This is a genomic window from Corallococcus sp. AB045, from assembly GCF_003668895.1.
Classification (GTDB): Bacteria; Myxococcota; Myxococcia; order Myxococcales; family Myxococcaceae; genus Corallococcus; species Corallococcus coralloides.
Window position 1 is genome coordinate 58143 of the sequence record NZ_RAWN01000020.1, and the last position, 12439, is coordinate 70581.

10 protein-coding genes are annotated in these 12439 nt (G+C 72.1%); 4 read left to right on the forward strand and 6 right to left on the reverse strand.

Features of this window, described 5'->3' with window-relative positions; translation table 11 throughout:
• Positions 1–7: 7 nt before the first annotated feature.
• The 3 genes from D7Y21_RS07415 to D7Y21_RS07425 form a co-directional block, all read right to left on the reverse strand.
• Positions 8–517, reverse strand: coding sequence for a hypothetical protein (locus D7Y21_RS07415; protein ID WP_199724250.1), 510 nt, complete (start codon positions 515–517; stop codon positions 8–10).
• Between the two features lie 97 nt (positions 518–614).
• A complete protein-coding gene (locus D7Y21_RS07420) occupies positions 615–1640 on the reverse strand; it encodes a tetratricopeptide repeat protein (RefSeq protein WP_120563035.1) in 1026 nt (341 codons plus the stop codon).
• 133 nt (positions 1641–1773) lie between these two features.
• Entirely contained in the window at positions 1774–2505 is a 732-nt protein-coding gene (locus D7Y21_RS07425; protein WP_120563034.1) for a hypothetical protein, read from the reverse strand.
• Positions 2506–2686: 181 nt separating this feature from the next.
• Between D7Y21_RS07425 and D7Y21_RS07430 the strand changes: the two genes are divergently transcribed.
• Entirely contained in the window at positions 2687–3118 is a 432-nt protein-coding gene (locus D7Y21_RS07430) for a YciI family protein (RefSeq protein WP_121712162.1), read from the forward strand.
• 4 nt (positions 3119–3122) lie between these two features.
• On the opposite strand, the gene mutL is transcribed toward D7Y21_RS07430, so the two are convergent.
• The gene (gene mutL, locus D7Y21_RS07435; RefSeq protein ID WP_120563032.1) at positions 3123–5000 is read right to left on the reverse strand and encodes a DNA mismatch repair endonuclease MutL; all 1878 of its coding nucleotides are present in this window, start codon (positions 4998–5000) and stop codon (positions 3123–3125) included.
• Positions 5001–5102: 102 nt separating this feature from the next.
• Between mutL and D7Y21_RS07440 the strand changes: the two genes are divergently transcribed.
• Together D7Y21_RS07440 and D7Y21_RS07445 are read left to right on the forward strand one after the other, a co-directional pair.
• On the forward strand, positions 5103–6074 hold the full coding sequence (locus D7Y21_RS07440; protein WP_120563031.1) for an SDR family oxidoreductase: 972 nt from the start codon (positions 5103–5105) through the stop codon (positions 6072–6074).
• Positions 6071–8239 (forward strand): lysophospholipid acyltransferase family protein, encoded by a 2169-nt coding sequence (locus D7Y21_RS07445; protein WP_121712163.1) that lies wholly within the window; start codon positions 6071–6073, stop codon positions 8237–8239. Before D7Y21_RS07440 ends, D7Y21_RS07445 begins: the two co-directional genes overlap by 4 nt.
• 27 nt (positions 8240–8266) lie before the next feature.
• Here D7Y21_RS07445 and D7Y21_RS07450 read toward each other — a convergent pair whose 3' ends face one another.
• Positions 8267–9145, reverse strand: coding sequence for a GGDEF domain-containing protein (locus tag D7Y21_RS07450; RefSeq protein WP_120563029.1), 879 nt, complete (start codon positions 9143–9145; stop codon positions 8267–8269).
• A gap of 94 nt (positions 9146–9239) precedes the next feature.
• Entirely contained in the window at positions 9240–11831 is a 2592-nt protein-coding gene (locus tag D7Y21_RS07455; protein ID WP_121712166.1) for a carboxypeptidase regulatory-like domain-containing protein, read from the reverse strand.
• A 194-nt stretch (positions 11832–12025) separates the two neighbouring features.
• Between D7Y21_RS07455 and D7Y21_RS07460 the strand changes: the two genes are divergently transcribed.
• The gene (locus D7Y21_RS07460; protein ID WP_121712168.1) at positions 12026–12325 is read left to right on the forward strand and encodes a DciA family protein; all 300 of its coding nucleotides are present in this window, start codon (positions 12026–12028) and stop codon (positions 12323–12325) included.
• Positions 12326–12439 lie beyond the last annotated feature (114 nt).

Below are 12439 nucleotides of genomic sequence, written 5' to 3' on the forward strand. Positions count from 1 at the left end.
GCCGCGACTACCGGCCGCTGTCCTTGCGGCGCGCGGTGTCGAAGGCGGCGTGCAGCGCGTCCACCGCGCCGCCCACCTCGCCCGCGTACTGCACCGCGTGGATGGTGTAGAGGTCCTGCACCCGCGTGAGGTGGCGGTACACCGAGCGCAGCTCCACGCGCGACGGATCTCTCGACTCCAGGGCGCACTCGGACTCGGACTTGCGCACGCGCGTCAGCCAGTCCGTGCGGAAGCGCATCCACTCCTGGTCGACCTTGCGGGCGGGGAGGACGTGCACGAGCTTCTCGCGCTCGGCCTCCAGGTCCTTCCAGTGCGCGTCCGCGGCGTCCAGACATTCGCGCACGGTGAGCGGTGGCATCACGGCCGGGGGCCTCGCGGGCGTCATCGCCGCGACGGAGTGCCCCACGTTCCAGATCATCCACAGCGAGACCAGCGTGGCCAGCGTGATGTGGACCGCGTACGCGGCGCCACGGTAGCGGCGGAAGCGGGGGTCTTTCTGCGAGTCGGGAGCGGACACGGGGCCCAGGTCTTACGACCCTGGACCCCGGGTGGCAATGCTTCCCTTGCACACCGTCCGGAAGGCGAACCCTCCCCGGACGGCGGCGGTGTGGGGACTACTGGCCCGCGGCGGGGGCGGCCACGGCCGGAGCGGCCTGGGGCGCGGCGGCCGGAGCGGCGGCGGGCACCGCGGCGGCGTCACCACCGGCGGCGGCGCGCTTGGCGGAGTTCAGCCGGCCGCGGAACTGCGACAGGTACTGGGTGGCCGGGTACGTGGCCAGCGCGTCGCGCACCGTGTCCGCCGCCTTATCGAACGAGCCCGTCTCCTGGTACGACTGGGCCAGCAGGAGCATGGCGTAGTCACGCGTCTTGGACTTCCTGTCGCCTTCCACGAAGCGGGCCAGCAGCGGCACGGCCTTGTCGTGCTGACGCAGCTGGTTGTAGGCGGTGCCCAGGAAGAAGGACGCGTCCAGCGCATCCGACTCCTGCGGGTTCATGGCCAGGAAGCGCGACAGGTTCTCCACCACGGCGGGCATCTCGTTCTTGCGGAAGGCGATCTTCCCGCGCTCCAGGGCGGCGTCGCCCGTCTCGCGGCGCAGGATGGCGGCGCGGTCGTTCAGCGCCTGGCGCTCCAGCGAGGACAGCTTCTGCGTGTCCAGCTTCACCAGCGCGTCGATGCCCTTGAGGCGCTCGTCACCCGGCAGCGTGGTCATCATCTTGTAGACTTCGTTCGCGGCGCGCTGGGCCGTCAGGTGCGAGGTCGTGTCCGCGCGCTGCTTCTCCAGCTGCGCGGAGAGGTCCGCCACCTGCTTCTCCAGCCGCTCGCGCTCGTTGGTGTTGCTGGAGCTGCGCGCGCCGTTCACCAGCACCGCGCCACCGACCGCCAGAATCGCGAAGAGCGCGTAGGCCACCGCCGAGGAGAGCCACTGCCGCTTCTGGAAGTCCTCGTGACGCTTGCCGACCGCCTTCACCTCCGCGTGGAGGTTCTTCAGCAGGTTGTCCGTCTTGATGACGAGGTTGCGCGACTCGATGACCTCGCGGCGGAGCTCGGAGAGTTCCTTCTCAAGGTCGGTCTTCGGCTGTTCAGAGGGGGGCATGGACATCTTCCTGGGACCGGAAATGACTTCGGCCGACTCACGCATGCTAGGGGACTCTCCGGGATGAGGGGCGGGTTCTTTTTCCGCTCCCAAACAGGGCCCTTGGTGCCCACCATTCCCCGAAAGCCCCTGCTCCGCGCGCGCTCGCCTGCTTTCGTGTTGGAACTTTCCCAAGCCTCTAGAACGAGGCCATGGGACGGGACGGATTCGGCGGGAACGTATACGTCACACCGAGCGCGAACCAATTGCCTCCGTGGCTGAAACTGAAGGGCCCCTTGAACGCGTCGGTGTTCGGGGACTCCACGGGACCGCGAAGGAGCATGAAGCGGTACTCAGCGGTGATACCCCACTCCGCGGACAGGCGAAGCGTGGCGCCGAGCGAGCCCACCCAGGCCTGGGAGACCCGCTCCTGGATGGACGAGCCCTCGCGCGTCGAGGAGATGACCGCGGGCCCCGTGAGCACGCCCGCAGAGGGAATCAGCCCCTGCGGCCCGATGTCGAGCACGCCCTGGAAGCGCACGCCGAGCAGCGCGCCGTACGACACGGTGCTGACCTTGCGGGACACGGTGGTGCCGTCGGGCCCGGGCTCGGACAGGCGCAGGGTCTGCGCGGTGCCGAACAGGTCGATGCCCACCTCCACCAGGTCCGACATCGCGTACGCGAACGTGGCCACGCCCAGGGGCCCACCCGAGGACTCCGGCGCGCGCTCCAGGCCGTTGCCTGGCCCCTTGGCGCCATACCAGGCGTCGTAGAGCGTGCCGTTGGAGGTGAGCCGGTAGCCGGCCTGCACGGTGATGCGGCCCACGCCGTCCAGGTTGGTGGGAGCCCGCCCCGCGCTCCAATCGCCTTCTTCCTGGGCGAGGGCGGGCGCGGCGGCGAGGGCGAAGACGAGCGGCAGACGGCGGAGCATCAAGGCGCGGTTCCCGGGGCTTTCTGCCGGCACGGGCGCTCGCGGCCCGGTGCTACAGGCGTGTCGCACACCGTATCCGGGGACCTTGCCGCGTCAACTTTCCGGTCCGTCACCCGCCGTGTCGATTTCGCGCCCTGCTATTCGTCGCCATTTTGAACCCGACGTCCAAGGAGAACTCCCCATGCGCTTCATGATGATCGTCAAGGCCACCCCCGAGAGTGAGACCGGTCGCCTCCCGTCTTCGGAGGAGCTGGGCGAGATGGGCAAGTACAACGAGGAGCTGGTGAAGGCCGGCATCCTGCTCGCGGGTGAAGGGCTGCACCCCAGCTCCAAGGGGGCGCGCGTGACGTTCTCCGCCAAGGGCCCCACGGTGACGGATGGCCCCTTCGCTGAGACGAAGGAGCTGGTCGCCGGCTTCTGGATCATCGAGGTGAAGTCGCGCGAGGAGGCCATCGCCTGGGCGCGCCGCATCCCCTTCCGGGACGGGGAGGTGGAGATCCGCCAGGTGGCCTCCGCGGAGGACTTCGCGCCCAGCGACCCCACGGGCGAGCATCGCGCGAAGGAAGAGGCGCTGCGCGCGCAGACGGAGGCGCAGGCCAAGGCCAGGGCCTGAGCCGTCAGCGAGCGCGCCGCTCCAGCTCCAGCAGCGGCATCTCCAGCACCACCACCGTGCCGTGCGTGCACGGGGGGGTGAAGTCCGCGCGGTCCAGTTCGCCCAGCAGCGCGCGCAGCTGCGCGTCGGTGAGCGGCGAAGAAGACGCGCGGCGCGCGGCGTGACAGGCCATCACACGCACGGCCTCCGCCAGGCTCGTCACGTCCAGTGGAGCGCTGCGCGGTGGCAGCGCGCGTGACAGGGCCTCCAGAAGCGCGCGAGGGTCCACGCCCTCCAGGCCCGCCGGCACCGACTTGAGCGCGAGCGCCGTGCCGCCAAAGGGCTCCACGTCCACGCCCAGCTTGAGCAGCGCCTCGCGGCCGTCCACCAGCGCCTTCACCGCCGCCAGGGACAGGTCCACCGTGGTGCCGAACAGCGACGGCGGCGGCGCCTTCGTGTCGTCCTCCAGCCGCCGCAGGTACGCGGTGAGGCGCGCGCGCTCCAGCGCGGCGTGCGGATCCAGGACCACGAGCGTGCCGCCGGGGCCTTCACATACGTGGAAGCGGCTGCCCAGCAGGCCCATGGGGCGCAGCGCCGCGAAGTAGCCCGGGGGCGGAGCTTCGTTGAGCTGCGGCTGCGCTTCGCCGAACCCGAGCGTGCGGCCCGGCACCTGGGGGCCCTGGAACGGACCGGGGAACGCGCTGCCCTGCGCTCCACCGTTCGGCGTGAAGTAGGACGGCGTCAGCGGGCGCGCGGGCGTCGAGCCTCCCGGTGCGTCCATCGCGGTGGGCAGCGGCGCGCCCCAGGTGGCCTCCTGCGCGCGGGTGAGGAAGCGCTCCACTGCGTGCGCGTAGTGCGCGGCGTCCCGGGGCTGCGGGTTGGCGGCCTGCTCCTCCGGCGAGCCCAGCCACGGGGCCGCGCGCAGCACGCGTGAGAGGGCGGCGCTGATCGCGTCCTGCACGCCACGGGCGTCCGCGAAGCGCACCTCCATCTTCTGCGGGTGCACGTTGACGTCCACCGCGGCGGGCTCCACGTCGATGTGCAGCACCACCACCGGCTGACGGCCCGCGGGCAGGAAGTCCTGGAACGCGCGCTGCACGGTGCTGATGAGGCCGCGGTCGCGGATGTAGCGGCGGTTCACGAAGGTGTAGAGGCCGCGCGCGTTGGGCAGCGTGTACTCCGGCGACGCGAGGTAGCCCGTGACGACCACGCCCAGCCGGCGCTCCTCCACCGGGAACAGGTGCGGGAAGGACGCGGGGCCCAGGGCCGCGGCGATGCGCTCGCGCGGATCATGTTCGGCGGCGGGGCTGGAGAAGAGCTCGTTGCCCTCGTGCGAGGCAAAGAAGCCGACCTCCGGGTGCGCGAGCGCCAGGCGCACCACGGCCTCCTCGCAGTGCTTGAGCTCGGTGGCGCCCTGGCGCATGAACTTGCGGCGCGCGGGCACGTTGAAGAACAGGTCCTCGATGGTGATGACCGTGCCCACGCGGGGCGGCGCGTCCTCCACCGTGGGTGGGCCTCCGCCCTCCACTGACACCTTCGTGCCCTCGTGCGCGTCCGGCTCCGCGGTGTGCAGCGTGAAGCGGGACACGGAGGCGATGGCGGGGATGGCCTCGCCCCGGAACCCCATGGAGTCGATGTGGAAGAGGTCGTCCAGTTCGCGCAGCTTGCTGGTGGCGTGGCGCTCCAGGCAGAGCGTGGCGTCCTCGCGGCTCATGCCGTGGCCGTCGTCGGAGATGGTGATGCGGCCCACGCCGCCGGCCTCCAGTTCCACGCGCACGGTGCGGGCGCCGGCGTCGAGCGAGTTCTCGCACAGCTCCTTCACCACGGAGGCGGGGCGCTCCACCACCTCGCCAGCGGCGATCTTGTTGATGAGCACGTCGCTCAGGCGCGCGATTCGGGACATGGCGATCAGCCACCCTCCGCCACCTGGATGACGTTGTCCAGAACATCACGGGCGCACTCGGCTGACATTCCCGGACGGCTGGGCTAACACCCGCCCCTGCGAATGGAAGTGATCCGAGCAGGCAAGGGCCCGATGCGCATCGCGGTGACAGGCGCCAATGGCGACTACGGCAGGCTGCTCCTGCCCAGGCTGGAAGCGGACCCCGGCGTGGAGAGCATCCTCGTGCTGGACACGAAGGAGCCCCAGGGGATGAGCAAGGTGGAGTTCCACCGCGTGGACCTCACCCGCTACGACGCGGAGGGAGAATTGACGGACGCGCTCACCGAGCGCCCCGTGGACGCCCTCTTCCACCTGGCGTTCCTCTTCGGGCCCATCCTCAACGGCCCGCTGGCGCACGAGCTGGAAGTCATTGGCACCATGAACGTGCTGACGGCGGTGGGCCGCGCCCGGCTGCCCCGGCTGGTGGTCCCGTCGCTGACGGTGACGTACGGGGCACGGGGCAACAACCCGGCGCTCCTGCGCGAAGGCTCGCCGCTGTTCGGCTGTCCGCACAGCCGGTTCGTGAACGACAAGGTGGAGGTGGAGGGACAGGTGCGGGCCTTCCGTGAGCGCAACCCGGACACCCGCACGCTGGTGTTGCGCTTCGCTCCCCTGCTCGGCCCGAGCCTGGACAATCCGGCGACGCGGTTGCTGTCGCACGCGGTGGTGCCCACGCTTCTGGGATTCGACCCGCTCTGGCAGGCGATCCACGAAGAGGACGCGGGCCGGGCGCTGCACCTGGCCCTGCGGGCGGAAGCCGCGGGAGAGTTCAACGTCGTGGGGCGCGGGGTGTTGCCCCTGTCGGGGCTCATCCGCCAGGCGGGCGCGCAACCGCTCCCCTTGCCGGGGCCGTTGTTTCGTGGAGCACTTCGCGCGCTCGGGGTGGTGGGAGCGGGCACGTTGCCGGTGGCCCTGCTCGACTACATGCATTACTCCTGGGTCGCGGACGGGGAGCGCGCCGAGTCCGCGCTGGGGTTCGTGCCCCTCCACCATGTCAGGGACGCCGCCTCGGCGCTCAGAAGGAGCCAGTCATGACCAAGGGTGTCCTCGGGAATGATCCCTTCCAGCGGGGCGCCGCGCCTCGCACGGGCGAGGTGAAGGACAACGCGGCCGACCCGAAGGCCGCGAAGAAGTCCGCGGCGCCGAAGTCCGCGAAGGGCGCGAAGTCAGCGGGCAAGGCGAAGAGCGCCAAGGGTGGCGCGTCGAAGGCCGGCGCCCAGGCGAAGGCACCGAAGGGCGGCAAGGCCGCGGAGGCGAAGCAGGCCGCCGCGACGCCGAAGACACCCGCGGCCAAGGTCCACATGTTCGAGGCCCGCCCGGACGGACGCGGGAGCGCGCGGCACGAGCAGGACGCGCGCGACGGGGAGCACGCCTCGGAAGCGGAGCACGGGCGTCCGGCCGCGAAGACTGGCGCCCAGGATGCCGCGCACGCATCGGGCCAGCATCCCGCCGGCGAGGACGTCTCGCCCCTGCGCGAGCCCTCCGTGCCGGGCCCCGCCGCCGAGCCCCCGCCGTCGCGGCCCCAGGTGCTCGCGGACGAGGCGCGAGGCTCGCGCCCGAGGGAGCGCACGGTGGACCGCGCCCTGACGGAAGCCCTCGCCTCGGACGCGGCGGAGGCCGCCGCGAAGACGGCCGTGGATGAGCTGTTCGAGGGGCAAGAGGGCCCCGACCGCGACATCGAGCGCGTCCTCGCGACGGAGCTCGTGGCAGAGGTGGCCGAGTCCGCCGTGCGGCAGGTGCTGGAAGATGGCAATGGCGACGGCGCCGAGCGCGAGGTCGCCACCGCCGTCGCGACCCAGGTGGCCGAGGCCACCGCGGGCGTCGCCGTGGACGAGGTGCTGGACCGCCGCGCCAACGGCCCCGAGGAGCGCGCCCTCCCCTCCGCCGAGGATCGCGATGCGCGGGACCTGGACGAGGACGGCGCGGAGGCCTGGCCCGGCGACGCCTGGCTCCGCGACCCGAAGGACGTGCCTCCTCCCGAGGACACCGGGGACACCTGGACCGCTGACGCCTGGCGCCGCGACCCGGAGGGCATGGCCGCGCCGGAGGACCCCGACGAGGACGACGACCTGCTCACCGGCGTCGAGCGCGTCGAGGAGAACGGCGTGCACATCTCCGTCTCCATCATCGAGGGCGCCGCCCCCACGGACGTGGAGCCGGAGGTGGAGCTGCCCGACGAGACGCACGACGAGCTGCCCCCCAGCCGCCGGCCCCTGTCGCTCGTGGGCGACCCCGGCGAGGCGCCCCTCCAGGAGGAAGCGGAGCGGGATGCGCAGGGCTTCGACAGTCCGGAGGAGCCGGCCCCGCAGTCCGGCTTCGCGGGCCGCGCCGCGGGCATGTTCTCCCTGGCGAAGGAGATCGCCGGCCAGGCGCTCGCGAGCGAAGGCCTGGGCCGCGCCGTGGGCGCCATGCACGGCCTGATGGAGGCCGTGCGCACCAGCCTGGGCACCGGCGGCGGCAGCCGGCTGGATGACTACGGCAAGGACGCGGGCCTGGTGGAGAGCCTCCAGCCCGTCCTCGACTTCCTCTACGAGCAGTACTGGCGCGTCTCCGTGGAGGGCGTGGATCAGGTGCCGCTCGGCGCCTCCATCCTCGTCGCGAACCACTCCGGCGCCCTGCCCTACGACGGCCTCGTGATGGCGCAGGCGCTCCTGCGGGAGCGCCCGGATCTGCCCGAGGCCCGCTGGCTGGTGGAGGATCAGGTCTTCCACGCGCCCATGCTCGGCACCCTCTTCAACCGCCTGGGCGCCGTGCGCGCCTCGCCGGAGAACGCGCTGCGGCTGCTCGACGAGCATCGGCCGCTCGTCGTCTTCCCGGAGGGCTACCAGGGCGCGAGCAAGCCGTTCGCGGAGCGCTACCGCCTCAAGCGCTTCGGCCGCGGCGGCTTCGTGAAGCTGGCCCTGCGCACCGGCGCGCCCATCGTCCCGGTGGCCATCGTCGGCGCGGAGGAGACGTCCCCGCTGCTGGGCCGCCTCCCCGGTGGCTTCCTCGGGTTCCCGTCACTGCCGCTCACCGCGCCCGGCCCGCTGCCCGCCAAGTGGACCATCCGCTTCGGCGAGCCCATCACCATGGAGAGCCTGCCTCCGGAGGCCGCGGACGACCTGGGCGAGGTGCAGCGGCTCACCGAGCGCACCCGCGAGTCCATCCAGGGCATGCTCCAGGCCCTGCTGCGCGAGCGCCGCTCCGTGTTCACGGGGTGAAGGCCGAAGGCAAGACACCCGGGGGCGTCAGCCGCAGATGCGGTTGCGCCCCTGGCTCTTCGCCGTGAAGAGGTGCTCGTCCGCCGCGCGCACCACCTCCGCGGGCTCGCGGTGGTGCGGCTCCAGCGTGGCCACGCCCATCGACAGCGTGACGGGGATGACCTGCTTGTCGAACTCGAAGCGCTGCCGCTCCACCAGCTTGCGCACCTTCTCCGCGAGCTGACGGGCGCCGGCCAGGTTGATCTCCGGCAGGAGCAGCGCGAACTCCTCACCGCCGTAGCGGGCGAAGACGTCCTCGCGCCGGATGCGCGTGCGCACCGTGGACGCCAGCTGCTTGAGCACCGAGTCCCCGGCCAGGTGCCCGTAGGTGTCGTTCACGTCCTTGAAGTGATCCAGGTCGAACATCACCAGCGACAGCACGCGCTCGTAGCGGCGGCTGCGGGAGACCTCGCGGTCCAGCTGCTCGTCGAAGTACCGGCGGTTGTAGATCTGCGTGAGGCCGTCCATGGTGGTCAGCCGGTAGATCTCGTCGTGGTACGCCGCCTCGATGTTGCCGCCCGCGATGAACTTGAAGATGGTGCGGCCAATCTTCACCAGGTCGCCGTTCTGCAGCGACCGCGCCGACGACGCGACGTCGTCGTTGACGAACGTGCCGTTGGTGGACCCCAGGTCCTCGATGCGCACGCCCTTGGTGGTGTTGGTGATGCGCGCGTGGTTGCGGCTCACCGCTTCCTGATCAATCTGGATGTCCGCCTTGGACGACCGGCCGATCAGCGTCTCCTCACGCGCCAGGTCGTACTTGCGCCCCAGGTCCAGGCCGTAGATGACCACCAGCGCCGCGTCCAGGTTGACGGGGCGCTCGGAGATCTTCGAGATGACGGTGACGACCGTCTCCTTCTGGCCCATGGAGCGAAACGTATCACCGCGCAATTCGCGAAAGCGAATTCACGGCCGGAACGGGTGCCCCGCCAGGTCGTAGACGCACTGACACCCCAGCACGTCAGGGCACCCGCACCGTGCGGGCGGCGCTGACCGCGGGCCGCAGCGGCAGCCCGAGCCCGTCCACCAGCGACGCCACCAGTGTGAGCTCCGCCCCGGAGCAGGCGGTGGGCAGGGAGAGCTCCACCTCGCCCGAGCCCGTGGCCACGTCGCCGCGCACCACCGAGAGGTCGCAGCCCGGGCCGCCATCACGAACGGTGAGCAGCACCCCACCCTCGTCGCCGTTGGCGGCGTCCGTCCCCACCTGGAAGCCGTCCACCCGCACGCGCACGGTGGCGGCGCGAGCCAGCGACGCACCCTCGGCGGGCGACAGCCATGTCACCTGGGGCCGGCCATAGTTCAGCGTGGACGCGGCGCGCACCGACTCGGCGAGCCGCTCGGGCGCCATGCCCCCGGACTCCGCGAGCGCGGAGAGGTTCATCGAACGGCCGTCGGACATGGCCCCGGTCAACGCCTCCACCGACAGCGACGCGCGCGAGCCCTCCGTGTCGCCCTGGAAGGTGCGGTCCTCCAGGCCCGAGGGAGGCACGGGCAGGCGCACGCCGGTGACGGAGCGGCGGCCGTCCACCCAGACCGTCCAGCGCCGGCCGGCCGCGTTGGTGAAGGTCGCGCGCACGAGCGTCGCGCCCGGGAGGGAGGCGTCCATGCGCCACTCGCGCGGCAGCAGGCCGTGCCACGGCGACGCGTCCGGGTTGTAGCGGGCGCCCACCGGGATGCCGAGGAACATGTCCCCGAGCATCACCGGCTGAATGCCCTCTGGATCGAAGCGGGGCGCGTCCAGCGCCGTCATCACCGCGCTGGTGGCCAGGCCCACGGGCTCCTCGCCGCCCAGCGCTCCGGACGACGCGACCGCGACCAGCCGGTACGGCTGTCCCTCCAGGCCGTGATGGGCCGGCGCCATGCGCACGCGCACGAGGCCCGGCGAGGACAACAGGGGCTGCGTGTCCGTGTTCGGATCCACCGGGTTGGCGTTGACGGCGGCGCCCAGGCCCAGCGGCACCGTGCCCTGTCCGGGCGCGGTCACCGAGCCCACCACCAGCGCGCGACACAGGTAGCTGTCGCGGAAGCGCGGGAGCGGCGGGACGCGCACCACGAACGGGAAGGCCAGCGGCACCTGCTGGAAGTCCAGCGACGTGAGCGGCCCGGCAGGGGGAGTCATCCCCTCGATCGGCGCATACAGGGGGAAGCGCACGTCGCGCTGGACGGCGGAGGAGAACCGCCCCGACTGCGGCAGCGCGCGCGCCAGGAGCAGCAGCGGATCCGCGCTGGGATCCATCATCCCCGCCGGAAGCTCGCCGGACGGCACCTGCGCGGTGAGGGCCCAGGCGGTGCGCGTGCCACAGGTCCCCGCGCGCGTGGCCGTCTCCGGATCCGTTCCGTCCGCGAGCGCCGTGTCGCACACCCCGGAGATGCCCGGCACCTCCACGGACTCCAGCGGAAGGACGCCCAGCCCGTTCACCCAGACGTTGGCGGGCATCTGGAACGGGCGCATCACCCCTCTGAGCGAAAGCTCCACGTTCCGGTCGGGCCCCTGCACCTGGGTGGGGGCCGCTTCGGACAGGAGGCCCGGCACGGACAGCCCCGCCATCCCCAGGGCCAACGCGCCGCCCGTCCCCACGGGCGCGAGGTGGGTGAACCGGGCGCTCACTCCGCCCACGCGGTCCGCCGGGTTGCGGCGCAGCGGCAATCGCAGGTCCCGCGAGCCGCTCATGTCGTAGTTCGCCACGGTGAGGTAGCCGAAGTCCGGATGGAAGACGGACACCGTCGAATCGCTCCGGGCCGCCAGCACGGCCACGCCCAGCGCGTCCGTGGGCTCGCGCACCGTCACGCCACCCAGCGCGTCCGCCACCACCACCGAGGCCCCCTCGACGGGGTATCCCGAGAGCGCGTCCGTCACCACCACCCGCACCTGCTCCGAGGCCGTGTGCGGGGGCAGCACGGTGACACGCGCACGGCACGCGACGCTGCCCACCCGGGCCTCCACCGCCTCCTCCTCCGCGCCCGCCGTCTCCAGAGTGAACGTGGCCCCGGAGCCGGTGCCCCCGCCCTTCACACGCGCCGACACGGCGGACCAGGTGAGCCCGTTCCGCGGGACGAAGGGCTGGCCCGCGGCATCGGACACCCAGGCCTCGAAGCGCAGGGGGGTGCCCACGGGCGCGATGATGCGCTCGGGCACCACGCGGCAGGCCGCGGCGATGGACGACGGCGGGGGCGGCCCACAGGCGCCGTCGCGGCACAGCTCCCCGTCCTCGCAGTCACCGTCTCCGGTGCAGAGGGCGGGGACGCAGCGGCTGGCGTCACAGCGGCAGCCCAGCGCCTGCGACTCACAGGCGGCGATGGTGTTGAGCTCCCCGCGGCGCTTCACCGAACAGTCGAGGTCCGTCCGGCACGCGGGCTCACAGCGCGACAGGGCGGTGTTGCAGAAGAACAGCGCTGGATCCGCGCAGTCCTGATCCACCGTGCAGAAAGCGTCCGCCCTGCCCCCATGGATGAACGGCGCATCCATGTCGGACATCGCGCAGCCCATGGCGCACGCCAGCAGGCATGCGAGCACGAGGCCGGGGGACCGGACCGGATGGGGGATGGAACGCATGGGAACTCCGAGGGGGACCGGCCTTGCCCCGACCTTACAGGGGGAAGGACCGCGACGCGACCGGCGATGGCACCGGAACCGCCTTCGCTGGACACCCCGCACCGGGGCGGAACCGGGGCCCTGGGAAAATCGGACGGGCGGGCAGGCAAGTGTCGGTTGGCTTCCGTCGCCAGGAGTTCCAGAATCGCCCGACGATGGCGCGTGGTGAACCGAAGACCTTGGAGAGCCTGCTGCCCCGGGTGCTGGCGCGACTGGCGGGAGAGTCAGGCCGCGCGTCGTCGCTGATGCCGCTCTGGACCGCCGCGGTGGGAGAGAACATCGCGCGCCACAGCCGGCCGCACCAGTTGGAGGGAAGCACGCTGATCATCACCGTGGAGAGCGCCGAGTGGGCCCAGGTCCTCTCCCGCCAGGCCGACTCCCTGCTCGAGCGGCTCAACGAGAAGCTGGGCGCTGGCACCGTGAAGGCGCTCGTCTTCCAGTTGGAGTCGCGATGAAGCGCGCGCTCCTGGGCCTGCTGCTCGCGGGCGCCTCCGTCCTTCCCGCGTCCGCCGCGCCGCCGTCCCCGGCGGTGGCCTCCGTGTCCGTCCCCGCCCCGGAGGGCCAGGCTC